Origin of the sequence: Pantoea sp. sgz302252, from assembly GCF_047713085.1 — a bacterium.
Taxonomy (GTDB): domain Bacteria; phylum Pseudomonadota; class Gammaproteobacteria; order Enterobacterales; family Enterobacteriaceae; genus Scandinavium.
This window is the reverse complement of sequence record NZ_JBLFJW010000012.1, coordinates 111,954-130,338: the sequence shown is the minus strand read 5'-3', so window position 1 is coordinate 130,338 and position 18,385 is coordinate 111,954. Positions and strand designations below refer to the sequence as shown.

The 18,385-nt window shown below is 48.3% G+C and carries 20 protein-coding genes; 6 read left to right on the top strand and 14 right to left on the bottom strand.

Going from position 1 to position 18,385, the window contains the following annotated elements:
- Window positions 1-301 (bottom strand): helix-turn-helix domain-containing protein (locus tag ACLW56_RS11660; protein ID WP_330983936.1); only part of this gene is annotated, 301 nt, incomplete at its 3' end.
- A gap of 71 nt (window positions 302-372) precedes the next feature.
- The gene (locus ACLW56_RS11655) at window positions 373-855 is read right to left on the bottom strand and encodes a transposase (protein WP_330983935.1); all 483 of its coding nucleotides are present in this window, start codon (window positions 853-855) and stop codon (window positions 373-375) included.
- Between the two features lie 49 nt (window positions 856-904).
- On the opposite strand from ACLW56_RS11655, the gene ACLW56_RS11650 reads away from it, so the two are divergent.
- Together ACLW56_RS11650 and ACLW56_RS11645 are read left to right on the top strand one after the other, a co-directional pair.
- On the top strand, window positions 905-1,135 hold the full coding sequence (locus ACLW56_RS11650; RefSeq protein WP_330983934.1) for a hypothetical protein: 231 nt from the start codon (window positions 905-907) through the stop codon (window positions 1,133-1,135).
- A 236-nt stretch (window positions 1,136-1,371) separates the two neighbouring features.
- On the top strand, window positions 1,372-2,001 hold the full coding sequence (locus ACLW56_RS11645; protein ID WP_330983933.1) for a hypothetical protein: 630 nt from the start codon (window positions 1,372-1,374) through the stop codon (window positions 1,999-2,001).
- An 88-nt stretch (window positions 2,002-2,089) separates the two neighbouring features.
- On the opposite strand, the gene ACLW56_RS11640 is transcribed toward ACLW56_RS11645, so the two are convergent.
- The 6 genes from ACLW56_RS11640 to ACLW56_RS11615 form a co-directional block, all read right to left on the bottom strand.
- Window positions 2,090-2,995, bottom strand: a complete 906-nt coding sequence (locus tag ACLW56_RS11640; protein ID WP_330983932.1) for a hypothetical protein — start codon at window positions 2,993-2,995, stop codon at window positions 2,090-2,092.
- A 27-nt stretch (window positions 2,996-3,022) separates the two neighbouring features.
- On the bottom strand, window positions 3,023-3,511 hold the full coding sequence (locus ACLW56_RS11635; RefSeq protein ID WP_199144122.1) for a Mov34/MPN/PAD-1 family protein: 489 nt from the start codon (window positions 3,509-3,511) through the stop codon (window positions 3,023-3,025).
- Window positions 3,504-5,378, bottom strand: coding sequence for a ThiF family adenylyltransferase (locus tag ACLW56_RS11630; protein WP_330983931.1), 1,875 nt, complete (start codon window positions 5,376-5,378; stop codon window positions 3,504-3,506). Before ACLW56_RS11630 ends, ACLW56_RS11635 begins: the two co-directional genes overlap by 8 nt.
- The gene (locus tag ACLW56_RS11625; protein ID WP_330983930.1) at window positions 5,371-6,525 is read right to left on the bottom strand and encodes a hypothetical protein; all 1,155 of its coding nucleotides are present in this window, start codon (window positions 6,523-6,525) and stop codon (window positions 5,371-5,373) included. Before ACLW56_RS11625 ends, ACLW56_RS11630 begins: the two co-directional genes overlap by 8 nt.
- 743 nt (window positions 6,526-7,268) lie before the next feature.
- Entirely contained in the window at window positions 7,269-7,523 is a 255-nt protein-coding gene (locus ACLW56_RS11620; RefSeq protein WP_330983929.1) for a SymE family type I addiction module toxin, read from the bottom strand.
- A 171-nt stretch (window positions 7,524-7,694) separates the two neighbouring features.
- The gene (locus tag ACLW56_RS11615; protein WP_330983928.1) at window positions 7,695-8,216 is read right to left on the bottom strand and encodes an NlpC/P60 family protein; all 522 of its coding nucleotides are present in this window, start codon (window positions 8,214-8,216) and stop codon (window positions 7,695-7,697) included.
- A 204-nt stretch (window positions 8,217-8,420) separates the two neighbouring features.
- Between ACLW56_RS11615 and ACLW56_RS11610 the strand changes: the two genes are divergently transcribed.
- Window positions 8,421-8,762: a nitrous oxide-stimulated promoter family protein gene (locus ACLW56_RS11610; RefSeq protein WP_330983927.1), complete on the top strand. Its 342-nt coding sequence runs from the start codon at window positions 8,421-8,423 to the stop codon at window positions 8,760-8,762.
- Window positions 8,763-8,777: 15 nt separating this feature from the next.
- Here the strand turns inward: ACLW56_RS11610 and flhA are convergent, their stop codons facing one another.
- From flhA to hypA, 6 genes are read right to left on the bottom strand one after another with little or no spacing between them, the layout of a single operon-like run.
- A complete protein-coding gene (gene flhA, locus ACLW56_RS11605; protein WP_330983926.1) occupies window positions 8,778-10,838 on the bottom strand; it encodes a formate hydrogenlyase transcriptional activator FlhA in 2,061 nt (686 codons plus the stop codon).
- A 27-nt stretch (window positions 10,839-10,865) separates the two neighbouring features.
- Window positions 10,866-11,876, bottom strand: coding sequence for a hydrogenase expression/formation protein HypE (hypE, locus tag ACLW56_RS11600; protein ID WP_330983925.1), 1,011 nt, complete (start codon window positions 11,874-11,876; stop codon window positions 10,866-10,868).
- Entirely contained in the window at window positions 11,873-12,994 is a 1,122-nt protein-coding gene (gene hypD / locus ACLW56_RS11595; protein ID WP_330983924.1) for a hydrogenase formation protein HypD, read from the bottom strand. The genes hypE and hypD overlap by 4 nt, the downstream gene beginning before the upstream one ends.
- Window positions 12,994-13,266, bottom strand: coding sequence for a HypC/HybG/HupF family hydrogenase formation chaperone (locus ACLW56_RS11590; protein ID WP_330983923.1), 273 nt, complete (start codon window positions 13,264-13,266; stop codon window positions 12,994-12,996). Before ACLW56_RS11590 ends, hypD begins: the two co-directional genes overlap by 1 nt.
- Complete coding sequence (gene hypB / locus ACLW56_RS11585; protein ID WP_330983922.1) at window positions 13,257-14,126, bottom strand: hydrogenase nickel incorporation protein HypB; 870 nt, start codon at window positions 14,124-14,126, stop codon at window positions 13,257-13,259. The genes ACLW56_RS11590 and hypB overlap by 10 nt, the downstream gene beginning before the upstream one ends.
- A 3-nt stretch (window positions 14,127-14,129) precedes the next feature.
- Entirely contained in the window at window positions 14,130-14,480 is a 351-nt protein-coding gene (hypA, locus tag ACLW56_RS11580) for a hydrogenase maturation nickel metallochaperone HypA (RefSeq protein WP_330983921.1), read from the bottom strand.
- A 308-nt stretch (window positions 14,481-14,788) separates the two neighbouring features.
- Between hypA and ACLW56_RS11575 the strand changes: the two genes are divergently transcribed.
- The 3 genes from ACLW56_RS11575 to ACLW56_RS11565 are packed head-to-tail and all read left to right on the top strand — an operon-like array spanning window position 14,789 to window position 18,376.
- A complete protein-coding gene (locus tag ACLW56_RS11575) occupies window positions 14,789-15,400 on the top strand; it encodes a 4Fe-4S dicluster domain-containing protein (protein ID WP_330983920.1) in 612 nt (203 codons plus the stop codon).
- Complete coding sequence (hyfB, locus tag ACLW56_RS11570) at window positions 15,400-17,415, top strand: hydrogenase 4 subunit B (protein WP_330983919.1); 2,016 nt, start codon at window positions 15,400-15,402, stop codon at window positions 17,413-17,415. Before ACLW56_RS11575 ends, hyfB begins: the two co-directional genes overlap by 1 nt.
- Before the next feature lie 10 nt (window positions 17,416-17,425).
- Window positions 17,426-18,376, top strand: coding sequence for a respiratory chain complex I subunit 1 family protein (locus tag ACLW56_RS11565; protein WP_330983918.1), 951 nt, complete (start codon window positions 17,426-17,428; stop codon window positions 18,374-18,376).
- The last annotated feature ends 9 nt before the right edge of the window (window positions 18,377-18,385 follow it).

Genomic DNA, 18,385 nt, shown 5'->3' with positions numbered 1-18,385 from the left:
TTACCCGCGATGGCTTAGCCTGGCGACCCCGGAGGTGGACTTCCCCGGAACGACGCAGCACCCGGTAAAACGTCGATTCACTCGCAAGATAAATCCCTTTATCCGCCAGTCGCGGGACGATTTGCGACGGCGGCAGGCTGGCATATTCCGGTTGATGACAGACAGCGCGTATCTGCTGCTCTTCTTCCACACTCAGGCGGTTGGTGGGCTCCGGGCGTATCACTGTGGTTCTTCGGTCTTCCGGGGATTTTTGCCACCGTTGCCAGGTTCGTTCGCTGAGCTCAACTTCGCGGCAGGCCATCGCCCGACGTGCACCGGCAGCGACGGCCTCATTTATCCACCCGATAAATTGCTGCCTTTCATCACCCGGTATCAGTCGTCCTCGTCCGTTTCCCCGTAGTAGTCCCTGAGCTTTTTTCGTAACACCAGGAGCGCTGCCGCCTCCGCCAGAGCTTTGTCCTTACGAAGCAGTTCCTTTTTCAACTGCTTGTTTTCTTTCTGCACGTGTTTTAACGCTGCTTTATCATCACCAGAAGGAACCTGTAAAAAAGCCTGTTTCCACTGCGCTATCTGCGCAGAGTAAAGCCCCTTTTTACGGCAGTATTCGGCGATTTCCACTTCACTTAATGTGGTCGTTTCCACAATAACGGCGAGCCGCGCTTCGGCAGGCCACTGTTCACTATTTTTGTCTGCACCCGGCACCGGTTTCCCCTCTGTTTTAGCCTGATTACGCCAGTTATAAAGGGTAGCTTCCGATATCCCTTCCATCTGTGCAACAGCTGCGACGGTCATGTTGTATGGGGGCAGCAATTTTGCCAATGTGGTGGCTTTACGTTCCGGGGAAATATGTTTCATTTGTCACTCCATCACCCTCTGGATTTATTTTCAGAAGGGGGTGACAACTATGCTGACACTGAGGGAAATCAATGCATATCCAAGTGAAGATATGTTTAGAATCATCGTAAATAAGACAGGAGTTGAGAGTTTGAAATCAATAAATGAGATGTTTGCAAAGAATGATTTTTCGGAAGCTCTTAGGCTTATGAGCCAGAATGTGTATATATTTGCGAATTGGTGGTGCGATAATTTAGATTTTATGTCGGTAGATATATCCTCGCTAATTGCTTCAAAATAAAAAGAATTAATCACTTCAAATACTGGGAAATTACGTTTTGGAAATTTTGATAAAAAAAGATTATGACCTGCATCTTTCAGTGTAATTTTATAAATAGTTATTTATAGTTGCTTTAAGAAGTGTGTGCGTATTTTTTTTCGACTGAAAGGAGAAAAACAATTTGTTGATGGAGATTTTCACGGTTTTTAGCTATAATTGTCTTCCAATGATATGGCATATCACGAAAAGGTGATTTAATGAGTGAAACTAAAAATTTAAAAGAATCGAATAAAACTACTATATATGCAGTTATAACTGTACTCTGCGTTGTTATATTTTTAATTCAGTTAGGCGTAGAAGGATATGTTAATATCAAGAATATTTATGCGGGGCTCGGTATCTCTGGAGGGGTATCCGTCATATCGTTGTTATTAGTTAATATCATACCTCAAAACTTCAAACATATTCTGATCTTTTGGCGGGTTAAACGAGTATTACCAGGAAATAGAGTTATTGAACTTTGTCGTAAAGATGAACGCCTGAACATGAATGATTTACAAAACAAATGGCCTGAGCTTTTTCTGCATGATATGCCAGAGCAAGATAGGAATCCCTTTTGGTATAAAAATATTTATAAGAAAACTGAATCAAGTGCTCAGGTGATTGATGCACATAAAAATTTTCTTTTATTTAGAGATTTATGTAGCGCAACCTTAGTTATGTTTTTATGTGCTGGTTTATTGAAATTAATTTCAATTGATGGCTTGCATATAAAATGGATGGTGCTTGCCTTTCTTTTCATAACGACCTTTATTTTCTCAGTTATTTCAAGGCATTATGGTAATAGGATGGTTACAAGTGCAGTGGCTGTCGGTGCTGATAATTAGTATTTAATTCTTAGTAATAAGAGTATAATTTGAAATTATACTCTTATCGTTTAAAAATAGAGATTAATATTGTACTTTGAATATGAATCTATAACGTATATTCTTTTTCTACTGTAAGTGAGCCGATGTAGTACCCGAGAGATGTGTCATATACTTGTTCATCAATCAAAGACTCTTTTTCATAGGCTGCATTCGATACGTAAAAATGAACTTTATCATCGATGCATTTCATTGTAATATCACCGGCTCTGTTTTGGGTTATTTTTTGGTATCCGGTATAATAATTTAAATGTCGAGATGGGGCTTCTCCGATAATAATATATTGAGGATCTAACTTTTTCAGCCATGAATCTGGTATTTTTCCTGACTTTCTACCATGATGCGCTGCAAAAACAATTGTGGTTTTTTCTAAATGTATGTCATTGGCAATATTTTCCATAAACTCAGTTTCAAGGTCTCCTAACCACATTATGCTGGCACCATTATTGAGGCTATATCTAATTACTGCTGAGGTATTGTTATAATTTTCACCTGTTTCGCAGGCACTTAACGCCTCAATAAAGAAAGGGTTTTTTAGATCAGGCCATAGAATACTTATTCCAGAGCTTGAACGGTTTTCATCACTTTTATTCATCCATTTACGTGTGCATCCTTTAGATATATAAAAAGCTTTATCACAATCATCACGTAAGGAACAGTATCTCTCAAATGAAACTGTAATATCTTTTTTTATCGCTTTATTTTTTATTACATAAAAGTTATGGATTTTTATTTCATCATCAAGCAGATGAATACCCCCGAAATGATCTTCATCAGGATGAGTTGATATAAATCGCTTTATACTCTTTTGAGCTGATTGCTCTTTTATTTCTTCTATAATGCCTTTGGCATTTCCAGTATTAATGTTGCAATCAATGATTGTGAAATTATCACTATTATGCTTTATATAGCACATATCACCATTTCCTACTGAAAAACTTTTAATTATAGACACTTTGCTCTCCTTAATTTATAGTCTTTTCTAAATTGTTGTTGTTTGATTTTTATATTTAAATTGGTATATCTTTTTTCCATCTGCCGCTGCCAAATAACAATTAGATATTACATTTTGATTAGGGATTATTAAAATTATAAAAAATGGTCTGCGATGTTTAGATTTGGTAAATAACTCATGAATGCTATTAATATCAGTAGGTGATGGGTTTGCAATAGATTCGTTGTGTGTATGCCAGTCGCCTAAATAATGGAAACCATTTTCAAATTGTATTAATACTTCTTGTTTTGCTTTTTTTTCATCTAATTTGAAATAGTTTCTTTTCCTTATGTCAGATGAGCAAGGTGTTGAGATTTTATTTATTTCTATTTCTGTGTTATCAAGTTTATTTGTAAATAACATTCCTCCAGACTCTTTGCTTAGGCAATTTTTCTGTCTATAAGAAAATAACTCTTCCATAATATCTTCACTGATGCATATATAAAAATCTAAATCAAAACTATAAAATTTATGCATCGTTAGTCATCCAATTTGAGTTTTCATAAATCAAAGAAATGATTCGATCGCCTTTATTTGGATTGCCAAATTTATTTATCCAACAATTATTCCATTGACCACCAAGTTCTACCAGTTCTTCTTGTCTACCAAGATAGCTATATGCAAAGGAACTGTCAGGAAATCTATTCAATATTAAGTCGATTATTGTTCTTGCCGCAAGTGAATGTAAGTTTGCTAAAGGTATCGCTCCATAAGGCTGAAATTCTCCAGCACAAGCAGCAATTCTTTTTTTTGTATTTTCTTTCCAATATGTAGCAGGATATCTCAATGCACCTATTTTTTCACCTTGTGTGTAATGCCAGGCATTAAAAGCACCAGAATCTATTTGATTTACTATTACATGTCCAGCCATTGCATGGGCTTCAACAAAAGCAAAAACAAGAACGCCCAAATTATATTGAGATTGTTTACTTAACAGTTGTTGCTCGGTATTCCAATCGGCTGTGCAGCTTAGAATAAGGTCAGCCTCAGTAATTCTTGTACTTGATTCAGCGTTTTCGGACCATTCTTCATTAAAATACTCTATATTGGTGTTTGGAAATTCTAAACGAAGTTTGGATGCGAGAGCAGATGCTTTATTTTTGTTAACAGAATCGAACCCCAGGAGATGTCGTGAAGAATTTTCTGATTTCATAGAGTCTTCATCCCAGAGCATTATATTTGTAATGCCAGATTGTATTAACAGCCTCGATATAGATGAACCGACTGAGCCACATCCGATTATAGCTACAGTATGCTCAGATATTTTTTTATAAGTAGGATTATGATCTCTACCCATTATCCATGAGTTATCGTTACGTTCAACTAAGATGTTTTGTGCTTTTAACTCACCAATTCTATTCTTTAAAATGCGGCCATCGATATAATCTCTATGACCATCTAATAATGAATTAATGTGGAATCGACCGTTAGCGATAGCTCTTGTATCATACCTATCTGTATGACGATCACCTACATTCTCAGAAATTCTAATTCCTATAATATTCATTCCTGAGGGTGTAGGAAATGCTATTAAAACACTTGGGTTGCGATTAAATATATTTGCTATTGATTTTAAAATAAACTCATCAACTATATCTGGCTCACTATGATATTCATTGATTAAATTGAATAAATCTCTTATTGTTCTTGGATATTGTTCTGGATACCATGCGTTTTCAAAAAATATTAATGTAATAGATATTATTCTGGACAGTTGTCTTTGACGTAGGTGTGTATCTCTTGCATTAGAGTTATCTGAATTGGAGGATAGTAGTTTCTGATTATCTAACCAATTAATTAATTTTTGCTCGACATCAGAATATATCCATCCTAATGTTTTTGCTTTGTAGCCGTATACTAATCTTGTTTTTTTTATGCTCAAATCACATAGGCTAATAACACGTTCTATTTTATTGCAATGATAAATCCAGTAATTCTGAAACTCGTCAATGAAATCATCTCTAAGATCTCCTTTGATGCCTTTTTTCAACATTGAATAGGCATCACTTAATAATTCAAGAACATATGAATTATCACTCAAATCAATAATATATGTACTTGGCCAAACACATAGTTTACCATTTTTTTCTATATGAGGTAATTGACATACATTTATTACTGGAGATGATACAAATACTTCTGGGATATCATGCAATGTTAAACTTTTATACCTGATTTGTAATACAATTGAGTCGTCATTGAATACTAAATCTGTAGATAATTCCCAGACACATACATATTTTTCATCAAGAATAGATAATTCAGTATTAGACAGCTTCCTTGCACCATAAGGTGCAAGGATTCTATTTAACTGATCTATCTTTTTTTTAAGACAGTCAGGCATAACCACCACCACCTTGTCTATTTACGGCTGCATTAGATGATTCTGCCATACCTAATGTAGATGCCGCTATCTTCTTAATACCATTACTGGAAATTTCAATTTCTAAAGGAACATTTTTCCCATTTTTTTTGTGATCAGATACGCACAGAAATTGACCGTTTTTATCATCTGTTATTTTCTCATACTCTTCTTTTGCTCGGTAAGCTGGAGGATCTTTTTCATCGTCTTCTATTGTTTTCGAGCTTGATATAATGAAAGCATTTTGTTTTGCACGGTTAAATACCTCCATTGCTTTTTCAGAGGTTTTTGCATCGTCGCCTTTTTGGCTTAGACTATCATGAGATATACTGTGCCAAGAACAATGATGTGGTGTTTGTAAGATATCATAATCTAACCATGACATTTCATTCTTGTCTGATAGACGATCTTTTACACCTTCCCAGCACACAACCTCAGCATCACCTCCACTTAAAAAATAAGCAGTTTTGTTATCACCTCTTAATTCAAAGTTTATGATAACACTCGAATGATTTTTACCTAATTTATCTTCTAACTCGTCGAGGTCTTTCTTGGGTGATGGACCTAATAACCTGGCTTGAAAAACTGATGAAGATTCTCCGTTAATATAACTGGTTGTATTATCTAATTCTAAAAGAATATATGGTATATCATCAGTTTTCCCATTCTCGTCTTTTCCTAAGACCAAGACTTGATTTCCGACACCATCCAAATAGCCCTTCTCTTTGTAAAGATTAACTCTTCTCTTCACTTCTGTATTTAACGCTATTGCATCATCACATAATGGATGATTTTGAGCATGATGGCGTCTAAATACAATTGGGCTTGACCAAATTTCATTGATGAAAATTTTATCGCTCTGTTCACTCCAATTTTCAGGTTTCCCCAAGTGAAAGTGATCAGATACTCCATCACAATGATCTGAATCAGGATGCGTCCAAATAAAAAGATTGACGAAAAGACGCCCTTCGCTATCACGAGATAGTTTTTCTCTAAGTTGTGAGCGGACATCAGGATGTTCTTCTCCATCCCTAATACGGCAATCGATTAATATATTTTTTCCATCTTCAGTTTGAATAAGTGTCATATCCCCATTACCTACGGGGAAGAAACATAGTTTTGCAGACATATTATTTCCTTTTTAACTATTTCTTGATGGTACTATGTTGTCATTGCTGTGTAGGATTTCAAAATCCCAAAAAAGTAGTCATAACTACATCAACAATTTTGCCAACAGGCTTGTCTACATTCAACCCTCAAAAAATGGCAAATCATATGCTCATAGTTTCTACTATCACCTTTTTGTGATCGATTTAACATTTTGAAACTAGTTAAGAAATAGAGAAACCAAGAAAACACATACTCAACCCATCGCCCTCGACAGATACCATACGTGCCAACTACCATCCAAACAGTTTTTGATGTATTACTTAGAAACGCTATACGCAGCGGAGATGGCATCGGATTTCCTAAGACACAACAGTAAACCTGCTGTGAATTATGTTTTTTGCCGATGAGTTTTTAGAGGAAAACATACCTTTTAGAAATCCAGCTTATACAAGAGCAGCCAGATTGATTTCACTATTTGTAGCCTATAGGTAGCTTGTCGTGTTTGTTTTTATTTAAATATCCATATATGTCAATTTACTATCATCTTATTTTCTATACTGTTGCATCATCGGGGTATGTGCTTCGAAATTTTCAGTCGTGGTCATGGAGGCAAGATGTCCATTTCGTTGGAAAACAATAATATTCAGGCATTTTTCATATTCATCGTTGCCGTTATTGTCGCATGAACGGCAACGATCACGCAGCAAAAACTGCGGCTGCAAGTGTGCCAAAACCTCAACAAAAAGTGACACCCCGTTGGCCTCAACCTGAGGTTGTGTCTCCTTGCGGTTGCGCCTGCAATATCAACATACCTTGCTGTATCGACACGTTAACGACTACGCCTGTCGCAAAGCCGGCTTCTTCCAGCCAGTTTCCGGTTAGCACCAGGCTTGGATGGCGGCTGTAATGCCGCGTACGCCTTGTTTTTGGATCCTGATGGCGCTTTCTGACATAGCTTACTGTCAGTTGACGAGCCACTTTGGATATTTCATTGGCAACGGTTTGTCCTTGAATCATTGTTCGTCACTCCTTATCAGCCTGTGCGGAGTATACGTTTACGGGACAAAAAATCAGGGATGGCTGGCGAGGAATGTTCCTGATTGCGAGCTGGGTTCCAGACATTCGGTACGATATGCAACGTTTCACGGAACGCTGGATTGCAGCTCGATTTTTTTATGACAACAAGCGTTATGCGTCAGCATCCAGCCTGCGAGCTGTTTCGTAGTGGGCCAGCCAGTATTCATTATCAAGATTCGAGACGGTGACGCCTTTCTTCTTCGACGCGTGAATGAACTCGTTATTCCCCACGTACACGCCGACATGGCGAGTCGCTCGGGACGTTTTAAAGAACACCAAATCGCCAGGTTTTAACTCCCCTTTGCTGATGCGATAGCCGTTATGTATCTGCTCACCTGTCGTGCGGGGCAGGTCCATGCTCATCGAGCCCTGAAAGATTTCCTGCATCAGCGCGGAACAGTCGATCCCGCGATGCGAATGCCCCCCTAAATGGTAGCGGGTGCCTTTCCATTGCGAATATTCGGCGAGAATTTTTGCTTTTACGGCTTCGGTCTGAGGGTGAGAAACCTGACGGGTCAGGCTGTGGTCATTCAGCGACGTAAAATTCGAAGGCAGATTAAAAGCGCAAGCGTGACCGGCAATGAGCGTGGAGGCGCACAGCACCATGGCAGGAAAAAGTTTCGTTGAGAGCATAAAAGAGAAGTTCTACAAAAAAGAGCGAAGACATCCTTACGAGAAAGTGACCGGACTCCTCCCGGAAAGTGCGCAAATAATAACCACTGTTCATTTTTCATCCAACAAAAAAGGAGTCTCTTTTTGGACTCTGGCCCAGCGGATGGTGCCGGATAGCGTTAAGGAGTATTATTGATGCAACTTATTGGTTGAAGGTTTGGGATCATGGGAAGCCGCATCCGCAGAGAAAAATTGACGATAAACAGGATGATCGCGTTATACGAACAACGCTGCCCGCAGGCGAATCAGCAAGCCGGACATTATGCCGCACTGAATGCGTATGCTGACAAAAGGCTGGATAAATGTGTCTTTGGCGAAGAAAAGCCTGCCTGTAAGCAGTGCCCCGTGCACTGTTATCAGCCCGCGAAACGCGAAGAGATGAAGCAGATTATGCGCTGGGCGGGGCCGAGAATGCTGTGGCGACACCCGATTTTAACGGTGTTGCATCTGATTGACGATCGTCGCGCTGTACCGGAACTGCCGGAAAAGTATCGCCCCAAGAAATAAGTAAACGCTGCAAAATCACAGCGTCTCTTTCTCGATCCCCAACCGTTTCATACGGGAAAGCAGCGTGGTGCGCTTTAAGCCGAGACGCTGTGCAGCACCTTTCGGCCCGGCGACTACACCATTGGTTTCTCGCAATATACGGACGATTTGTTGATATTCATCCTCGCCTTCGAGCGGCGGTTCTACAGGGGTTATCGCTGTCGCCACTTGCGTCAAAAAAGGGTCCTGCAGCGAAAGCTGCAACACGTTTCCAGGGCTCAACAGCACCGCACGCTCAATGACATTTTCCAGTTCGCGCACGTTGCCCGGCCACGGCATCTGGCTCAGCGCACGTAATGTTTCCGCTGGAATGCTGTCTATTTTGCGGCCAAGGCGTCGTGCAATTTTGCTGGTGAACGCTTTTGCCAGCAGGGGAATGTCTTCTGCTCTGTCACGCAGCGGTGGAAGCTCGATGGGGAACACGTTCAGGCGATAGTACAGATCGCTGCGAAACTCACGATCCTCCACCATTTGACGCAGATCGCGGTTGGTGGCGGCGATCAGTCTGACATCCGTCTGGATCAGTTTATGGCTGCCCAGCCGTTCGAATTCCTGCTCCTGAAGCACGCGCAGCAGTTTAGGCTGCAGTTCCAGCGGCATATCGCCGACTTCATCCAGAAACAGCGAGCTCTTATCGGCCAGCTCGAAACGCCCTGTTCGAGGTGCGCTGGCCCCCGTAAATGCACCTTTGGCGTGGCCAAACAGATCGCTTTCCAGCAGCCCGGAAGGCATTGCGGCGCAGTTCATCTTGATCATTCGCCGTTCGCTGCGGTGGCTAAGATGATGAATGGCGCGCGCAATCAGCTCTTTTCCTGTGCCGGTTTCACCCAGAATCAGCACGGTACTGTCACTTTGCGCGACCATTTCGACCTGTTTAAGCACGCTGAGCATGGCATCGCTGCGGCCGATAATCTCGCCAAAATCGTTATCGAGACTGTTCAGTTGTTCCGTCAGGACTTTGTTTTCATCCGTCAGCCGTTCCTTCAGCCTGCGGATTTCCTGATAGGCCAGCGCGTTATCGACGGCGATGGCGACACGCCCGGCAACCTGGCGCAATAAGCGAAGGTTGCTGGCGCTGAACACTTCTTCATGACACTGCGCCAGTTTCAGCACGCCCAACAGCGTCGAGCCGGACATCAGCGGCAGCAAGCACAGGCTTTTCAGTTCGTTGCCCCACATCGCGAACAGGTTGCGATCGCCCTGTGCCAGCAGGCTTAACGTGGGATTCGGCAAAAGCAGCATCTCTCTGCTTTTGAAAACCTGCTCGCTGAGCGTACCGTTCTCATCCACTTCGCTCAGGCTGTGCAGCGGGGTTTCGCCATCAAGATAGTGGCTGGTGAAGACGTTGAGCTTGCCTTCTTCATTGCCACGCAGCACCACACTGATGGCATCAATGCGGAAATAGTGGTGGATCTCTTTCGCGACTTCGCTCACCAGTTCGTCGATATCCAGCCGCGAGAGTACGGCGTTGGTGATATCCACCAGAATGCGGAAGTTATCGCGTTCCTGACACAGCTGCTGGTAATCGCTGCTGGAACGTTGCCGCGTCTGGAATTGTTCCGTGACGACGGCGAGTAGCTGAGCCAGCGTTTGCAGACGCTGAAGTTCTTTACTGCTCCAGGGGCGATTTTCACCACGCAGCACCTCGAAGCCGCCAAAAATACGGCCCTCGGTTGCCAGTGGCAGTAATCCGTAGCGAGCAAATTTCTCGTAATGAGGATGCTGAAGAAGCTCAGGCCAGGTTTCGCAAAACGCGGCGTAATCGCAATTCAGCGTATCTGGCCGGGAAAGCAGACGCCGCATCGGTCCCTGTTCCAGCGGAATCTTATCGTCGTTAACGAGCGTGCTGCTGTAGACATTCAGCGTCTGAAAACCTTGTTGCCAAAACAGTAAGGCGACCCGGTCGGCAAGCCCTGCCTGCCTTATCAGGTGCGTGATTGTCTCGCTGACGGCGGTTAAATCTGTCTGTTGCAGCAAAGTACGGGTCAGCTCAAACAGGCCCTGCTGGCTGAGATCGCTTATCGGTGTCGTTGGCATGATAGTGTCCTGGCGCGGAGTCAGTGCTTAGCAAATCCGCGGCAGCGGTTCGGCATGCGGTAAATCGAGCGTGCGCTTCACGCCGTAAAGTCCTTGCAGATGGACGCCTCTTTGCGCAGTCACTTCACCAATGATGGCGGCATCGCGACCAAGAGGATGCGCTCGTAACTGACTCAGCACATGCCCGGCGGCTTCAGCCGCTACGCCAATCACCAGTTTTCCTTCATTGGCAAAATTTAGCGCATCCAGCCCCAGCAGCTCGCACACGCCACGCACGGCGGGTTTGACTGGCAATTGAGTTTCGTTGAGCAAGACACCGCAGCCGCAAGCCGCCGCAAACTCATGGGCGACAGCATTCACGCCGCCGCGCGTCGCATCACGCAGCGCTTTTACGCCGGGGATATCCCGCAGGGACTGAATCAGTGGGGTTAACACGGCGCAGTCGCTTTGCAGGTCGCCATCAAGCCCAAGCTTTTCGCGCAGGTTGAGAATGGCCGCGCCGTGATCGCCGAGCGTGCCGCTCACCAGCAACACATCCCCTGGAGCCAATTGCGAAGCGCCCCAGTGAATGGTTTGCGGAATTGCGCCAATGCCCGCGGTGTTGATAAACAGCTTGTCTGCCGCGCCTCTCGGCACCACTTTGGTGTCGCCGGTGACTATCGCGATATCCGCCGCTTTTGCCGTCTGTGCCATGCTCGTCACAACCTGTTCCAGCACAGCCATTTCCAGACCTTCTTCCAGAATAAAGCCGCAGGAAAGATAGCGGGGAATGGCACCGCTGACGGCAACATCATTGGCCGTGCCGCAAATGGCCAGCTTGCCGATATCACCGCCCGGGAAAAACAGTGGGTCGATAACATAGCTGTCGGTGGAAAAAGCCAGGCGGTCGCCGCTGGCGGTGAGCGTTGACAGACTGATACGCGCCTGATCTTCCTGCTCAGCCAGCCAGGGGTTAGAAAATGCCTGCATAAACAGCGTGTTGATTAACTGCTGCATGGCCTGGCCGCCGCTGCCGTGAGCGAGTTGTACGGTTTTCATTGTTGACCCTCCTGACTGCGATACTGATACCAGGCCGCGCATGCGCCTTCTGAAGACACCATCAGCGCGCCAAAGGCACTTTGCGGGTTACAGGTTTTGCCAAACAGCGGGCATTGATGCGGCTTGCAGCGCCCGGTTAGCACTTCACCGCAACGGGCCAAAGGATCGTCGCTGACTTCACGCTGTGGCGGCTGAAAATGCGCTTCGGCATCAAAGCGTTGATAGTCTTTTGTTAACTGCACGCCGGATTCAGCAATCACGCCAAGGCCGCGCCATTCGCTGTCGCCTTTCACCGCAAACACCTCCGCGATGGCTTTTTGCGCCAGCGCGTTGCCGGCATCGGGAACCACGCGGCGATACTGATTTTCAACCTGTGCATGCCCGGCAATTTTCTGTTCGACCAGCATGCAAACGCCTTGCAGAAGATCCAGTGGTTCAAACCCGGCAACCACCAGCGGGCGCTGAAAATCAGCGGCGATAAAGCCATAGCTTTCGGTGCCAATCACCATGCTGACATGGCCGGGCGCGAGGAACGCGTCGATGCTGTTATCGGGCTGCTCAAGTAAACTGCGAAGCGTGGGGATGAGCGTGATGTGCTGGCAGAAAAAGAAAAAATTCTCAAGATGCTGCGCGCGAGCCTGTTGCAACGTGATGGCGGTGGCGGGCATCGTGGTTTCAAATCCGAGGCCGAAGAACACCACTTTGCGCTGCGGGTTTTCCTTCGCAATCCGCAGGGCATCCATCGGGGAATAAACGATGCGGATATCCGCGCCACGCGCTTTGGCCTGCATCAGCGAACCGTTTTTACCCGGCACGCGCATCGCATCGCCAAAGGTGCAGAAGATAACTTCCGGCAGCGTAGCGATATCAATACAAGTATCAATGCGGCCCATCGGCAGGACGCAAACCGGGCAACCCGGCCCATGAATGAACTCGATGTTGTCGGGCAACAGTTGGTCGAGGCCGAAGCGGAAAATGGCGTGAGTGTGTCCGCCGCAGACTTCCATGATTCGCAGCGGGCGTTCTGCGGACCAGGGCAGCAGCGGTGCTCGCTTTTTCAGGTGCTCAATAAGCTGCATCACCTGTTCTGGCGCGCGGTATTCATCGACGAAACGCATTATCGCTCCTCACCCCACATCAAAGCCCCAACGTCAGGTTCAACTTCGAACATGTTCTGGAGCGCCGCGAGCGTGTCACGGGCTTCGTGCTCATCAATCACGCTCATGGCAAAACCGACGTGCACCAGCACCCATTGGCCCATGCGCGGCTGACCTTGCTCGTCCTGTGCACCGACCAGCGTCAGGTCGACATCCCGCTGCACGCCGCAGACATCTACTTTGGCCTGATTGCCATTAATGGCGCAGATTTGCCCCGGAACGCCTATGCACATCGTTGTGCCTCCAGCCAGTTCAGCCACTGGTCCATGCCTTCACCGCTGGTGGCTGAAATCAGGATGGCTTCGATATCAGGATTCACCTGCCGCGCGTAGGCCAGGCATTTCTCCACATCAAAATTCAGGTAGGGCAGCAGGTCGATTTTGTTCAGCAACAGCAGGGAAGCGGCAGCAAACATTTGCGGGTATTTCAGCGGTTTGTCTTCACCTTCAGTGACCGAAAGCACCGCGACTTTGTGGCGCTCGCCCAAATCGAAACTCGCAGGGCACACCAGATTGCCGACGTTTTCGATAAACAGAATGCCGTTCTCTTTCAACGGCAGGCGCGGCGCGGCATCGGCAATCATTTGCGCATCCAGATGGCAGCCTTTGCCGGTATTCACCTGAATCGCGGGGGTGCCTGTGGCGCGAATGCGTTCGGCGTCGTTGATGGTTTGCTGATCGCCTTCGATAACCGCACAGGGGACTTTTTCTTTCAGCCTTTGCAGCGTTTCGGTCAGCAGCGTCGTTTTACCGGAACCCGGGCTGGAAACCAGATTCAACACCAGTAACTGGCTGGCAGAGAAACGGGCTCGGTTACGTGCGGCAAGCTGGTTATTTTTATCCAGCACGTCGATTTCCACCTCCAGCATTTTGCGCTGGCTCATGCCGGGCGCATGCGTACCCGCTTCGCCATGACCGTAATGCAAATCGCCGTCGGTAGATTGCAGTGGACTGAAGTCTTGTTTGAGTCCCGTTATCGTCATTGCCGGGCGTGACGCCGGGGCAAAAGGGGCACTGCGAAAAGCGGAATGGGGATTATGTTCGTCCCCTTCGATATAACGGTTGCCGTCCGCGCAACCACAGGTTGTACACATGTCTTATTCCTCTATCACTTCGATGCGCTGAATTTGCAGGCCGTCATCCGCGACGATTTGCAGCTTGTCGCTATGGCACTGCGGGCAGCGACGAACGTGTTGCGATACCAGTTGCACATAGGCCTGACATTCGGGGCACCAGCACTCGGCGGTTTGTTCCTCTAAGTGCAGTTCACAGCCTTCCGCCAGCGTGCCGCGGCACACCAGTTCAAAACAGAAATTCAGCGCCGAAGGCTCAACGCAGGAAAACGCCCCCACTTTCAGCCACACGGCGCTGACACGGCGAGCGCCATTGGCCTGCGCCTGTTGTTCAATGATTTCTACTGCCCGTTGGCAGAGGGTTATCTCGTGCATAACGACTCCGGACTGAATGCTTCCTCGCGTCAAAGCAAGATGCAGGCCACTTTTTATCTCTTTGATTTTTAGTCTTTAAGTGCAAGTCGACACCCCGTTAATGACATTTATGACGTGGGTTCGCCACAAGTGACGGCGGCGAATCGGTGCCGACAAAAAGCCGTCGACACAAACGTCGTCATGCTGTCGATGACAGTCGTCGTTGCGTGTTGAATGCCGTTATTTCATTGGTTTTTATGGTGATTTTTATGTGGCATGCAATTTGCTAGACCAGCGAAATCTTTTTCTTCCGTTCACGAGGAATCACCATGAACCGCTTTGTGATTGCGGACCCTCAGTGGTGCATCGGGTGCAATACCTGCCTGGCAGCTTGCTCTGATGTCCACAAATCTGAGGGGCTTCAGCAACATCCGAGGCTAACGATGGCGCGAACTGATGACCACACGGCCCCGGTGCTGTGTCGTCACTGTGAAGATGCGCCCTGCAAACGCGTTTGTCCGGTCAACGCCATCGCCCTGGAAGGGGACTGCGTGCAGATCAACGAAAGCCTGTGCATCGGCTGCAAACTGTGTGGCCTGGTTTGCCCGTTCGGCGCAATAACCCCTGCGGGCAGCACGCCGCTGGACGTACCGACTCAGTTTGAGCACTTCGTGCCAGCCTCATTGCTGAGCGATGTGCCGGTTAGCAACGACAGCATGAATCCTTTCCTGAGCTGGAATGCGGGTGTGCGCACCATCGCGGTGAAATGCGATATGTGCCACTTCCTGCCGGAAGGCCCGGCCTGTGTGCGTTCGTGCCCGACACATGCGCTGCATCTGGTTGAACCTGATGCCGTGGCGGAGCAGATGAAACAGCGTCGGGCGCAAACGGCCCTGCTGATGCCAGATACGCTGACCAACCATGCCGGGGAGCAACGCTAATGGACTCACTGCAATTACTGATGGGGTCGGTGGGGCTGTACGTCCTTGGGGGCGTGCTCTCTTTGCTGCTGCAAAAAAATGAAGCGCTGGCAATCAAACTCGCCGGTATAAGCGCTATTGCGGGCGGCCTGCTGGGGTTGTGCAGCGCGGTGCCTGTTCTGCTGAGCGGGGAAGTGCACACCTGGCTTGCCGCCGGGCCTTTCCCTTTCGCGGCCTTCAGCGTGCGTATGGACAGTCTCGCTGCGTTTATGGTGATGGTCATCTCGCTGCTGGTGACCCTGTGCGCGCTCTATTCGCTTTCTTATATGCAGGAATATTTGGGCAAAGGCGCGGCCTCGATGGGGTTCTTTATGAACCTGTTTATCGCCTCGATGGTCGGCCTGGTGGTGATGGATAACGGCTTCTGGTTCATCATTCTGTTCGAGATGATGTCGCTGGCTTCCTGGTTCCTGGTGATCGCCGATCAGAGCGAAGAGTCGATCAAAGCGGGCTTGCTTTACTTCTTCATTGCCCACGCCGGATCGGTGCTGATCATGGTGGCGTTTTTCCTGATGTGGCGGGAAAGTGGCAGCCTGGAATTTGAATCCTTCCGCCAGTTACACCTTTCGCCTGTTGTGGCGTCGTGGGTCTTTATCCTCGCGTTTCTGGGTTTTGGCGCGAAAGCGGGGATGCTGCCATTGCATAGCTGGTTGCCTCGTGCGCACCCGGCGGCACCTTCCCACGCTTCGGCGCTGATGTCGGGCGTAATGGTGAAAATCGGGATTTTCGGCATTCTCAAAGTCGGGGTCGATCTCCTTGGTGCCACCGAAAGCTGGTGGGGGATTGTGGTGCTGGCCTTTGGCGCAGTCTCTTCCGTATTAGGCGTCTTGTATGCGCTGGCTGAACACGACATCAAACGCCTGCTGGCGTGGCACACCGTCGAGAACATCGGCATCATCCTGATGGGCGTCGGCGTGGGAATGGTCGGCATTGCCACTCATCATCCTGTGCTGGCGACCATTGGTCTGCTCGGCGCGCTGTTCCATTTGCTCAATCATGCCTTGTTTAAAGGGCTGCTGTTCCTTGGGGCAGGCGCTGTGATTTTCCGTGTTCATACCCGCGATATGGAAAAAATGGGCGGCCTGGCGAAGCTGATGCCACTGACCGGCACCGCGTTCCTGATTGGCTGCATGTCCATTTCTGCCTTGCCGCCGTTAAACGGCTTTGTCAGTGAATGGTTCACCTATCAGTCGCTGTTCACCATGAGCCACGATGGCGATTTCGCGATGCGTCTGGCGGGGCCGATTGCCATTGTGATGCTGGCGATAACCGGTGCGCTGGCGGCGATGTGCTTCGTGAAAGTGTACGGCATTAGCTTCTGCGGCGGCGCTCGCAGCGAACAGGCTGAACACGCACGAGAGGTGCCGTGGCCGATGACGGCGGCGATGATTGTGATGGCGCTACTCTGTGTCGCGCTGGGTGTTGGGGCTTCTGTCGCCGCGCCGATCCTGACGAAAGTCGCCACTTCCTTAACGCATGCTTCTGATGTGATTGTTGCCGGCAACGCTGTCTTGCAGCCGGGTAACAGCGCTCAGGCCATGCTTTCTCCTGCGATTTCCTTCCTGTTGCTGATTGCTCTGCCTGTGCTGCCGCTGGCGGTGTGGTGGGTGCTGCGCGGCGAGCGCGGTGCTTTCCGTCGTCGCGGTGAACCGTGGGCTTGTGGTTATGCGTGGGAAGAAGCCATGTCGGCTTCGGCGGGCAGTTTCACCCAGCCTTTGCGCGTGATGTTCGCGCCGCTCTATCGGATGCGTAAACAGCTCGATCCTTCGGCTGCACTGGGCCGTGGCCTGACCAAAGCGACAGACGGCGCGGCAGCGGTCGAACCATTCTGGGATGAGCGAATTATCTGGCCTGTGGTGCGTGCCGTTCAGCGCGTGGGCGCGGTCGTTCAACGGATGCAGAGCGGTGATTTCCGCCTGTATTGCCTGTACGTGGTGGTGGCGCTGGTGGTGCTGCTACTGACCGTGGCCTTGTGAGGAGTATGAAATGTTAATCCAACAAACGCCAGAGTGGGGCATGGGGCTGTTTGCGGTTTGTCAGGCCGCCATTCTGCTGGCGCTGACGCCGTTAATGACCGGGATTTCCCGCCAGATCCGCGCCCGTATGCACTCACGCCGCGGGCCGGGCATTCTTCAGGATTATCGGGATCTCGGCAAACTGTTCAAACGCCAGCCCGTCGGGCCCGATCAATCCGGAGCAATGTTCCGTGTGATGCCGTGGGTGCTGCTCAGCAGCATGCTGCTGGTCGCCATGGCGCTGCCTGTGTTTACTCAAACCTCACCGTTTGGCGGCGCAGGCGATCTCATCACGCTGTTGTATCTGTTCGCGCTGTTTCGCTTCTTCTTCTCGCTCTCCGGGTTGGACAGCAGTTCACCGTTTGCCGGAATTGGCGCCAGCCGCGAGCTGACGCTGGGCATTCTGGTCGAACCGATTCTGATCCTCGGCCTGATTGTGGTGGCGCTGATTGTCGGCTCCACCAACATCGGCACCATTAGCGCCACGCTGGCGGAAGGCTGGTCTTCGCCGCTGGCGATTTTCATGGCATTTCTGGCCTGCGGTTTCGCCTCGTTTATCGAAATGGGCAAAATCCCGTTTGATGTCGCCGAAGCCGAGCAGGAGCTACAGGAAGGGCCGCTTACCGAATATTCAGGGTCTGACTTCGCGCTGGTGAAATGGGGGATTGGCCTCAAGCAGGTGGTGGTCGCCGAACTGTTCCTTGCGGTGTTTATTCCGTTCGGCAAAGCCGCAAGCCTGACGGCATCGGCTTTACTGCTGGCGCTTGTGGTGATGGTCGTCAAGTTGCTGGTGGTGTTTGTGCTGGCTTCGCTTGTGGAAAACTCGCTGGCGCGAGGCCGTTTCCTGCTGACGCACCGCGTGACCTGGCTTGGCTTTGGCGTGTCCGCGCTGGCCTTCGTCTTCTATTTTACCGGTCTGTAAGGAGCGCCG

Bases quoted from the DNA above. Each gene is read 5' to 3' on its own strand.
- ACLW56_RS11630 (WP_330983931.1), bottom strand. From the start codon at position 5,378: ATGCCTGACTGTCTTAAAAAAAAGATAGATCAGTTAAATAGAATCCTT.
- ACLW56_RS11590 (WP_330983923.1), bottom strand. From the start codon at position 13,266: ATGTGCATAGGCGTTCCGGGGCAAATCTGCGCCATTAATGGCAATCAG.
- ACLW56_RS11655 (WP_330983935.1), bottom strand. From the start codon at position 855: ATGAAACATATTTCCCCGGAACGTAAAGCCACCACATTGGCAAAATTG.
- ACLW56_RS11645 (WP_330983933.1), top strand. From the start codon at position 1,372: ATGAGTGAAACTAAAAATTTAAAAGAATCGAATAAAACTACTATATAT.
- ACLW56_RS11615 (WP_330983928.1), bottom strand. From the start codon at position 8,216: ATGCTCTCAACGAAACTTTTTCCTGCCATGGTGCTGTGCGCCTCCACG.
- ACLW56_RS11635 (WP_199144122.1), bottom strand. From the start codon at position 3,511: ATGCATAAATTTTATAGTTTTGATTTAGATTTTTATATATGCATCAGT.
- ACLW56_RS11625 (WP_330983930.1), bottom strand. From the start codon at position 6,525: ATGTCTGCAAAACTATGTTTCTTCCCCGTAGGTAATGGGGATATGACA.
- ACLW56_RS11610 (WP_330983927.1), top strand. From the start codon at position 8,421: ATGGGAAGCCGCATCCGCAGAGAAAAATTGACGATAAACAGGATGATC.
- ACLW56_RS11650 (WP_330983934.1), top strand. From the start codon at position 905: ATGCTGACACTGAGGGAAATCAATGCATATCCAAGTGAAGATATGTTT.
- ACLW56_RS11575 (WP_330983920.1), top strand. From the start codon at position 14,789: ATGAACCGCTTTGTGATTGCGGACCCTCAGTGGTGCATCGGGTGCAAT.
- hyfB (WP_330983919.1), top strand. From the start codon at position 15,400: ATGGACTCACTGCAATTACTGATGGGGTCGGTGGGGCTGTACGTCCTT.
- ACLW56_RS11565 (WP_330983918.1), top strand. From the start codon at position 17,426: ATGTTAATCCAACAAACGCCAGAGTGGGGCATGGGGCTGTTTGCGGTT.
- hypE (WP_330983925.1), bottom strand. From the start codon at position 11,876: ATGAAAACCGTACAACTCGCTCACGGCAGCGGCGGCCAGGCCATGCAG.
- ACLW56_RS11620 (WP_330983929.1), bottom strand. From the start codon at position 7,523: ATGATTCAAGGACAAACCGTTGCCAATGAAATATCCAAAGTGGCTCGT.
- flhA (WP_330983926.1), bottom strand. From the start codon at position 10,838: ATGCCAACGACACCGATAAGCGATCTCAGCCAGCAGGGCCTGTTTGAG.
- hypD (WP_330983924.1), bottom strand. From the start codon at position 12,994: ATGCGTTTCGTCGATGAATACCGCGCGCCAGAACAGGTGATGCAGCTT.
- hypA (WP_330983921.1), bottom strand. From the start codon at position 14,480: ATGCACGAGATAACCCTCTGCCAACGGGCAGTAGAAATCATTGAACAA.
- hypB (WP_330983922.1), bottom strand. From the start codon at position 14,126: ATGTGTACAACCTGTGGTTGCGCGGACGGCAACCGTTATATCGAAGGG.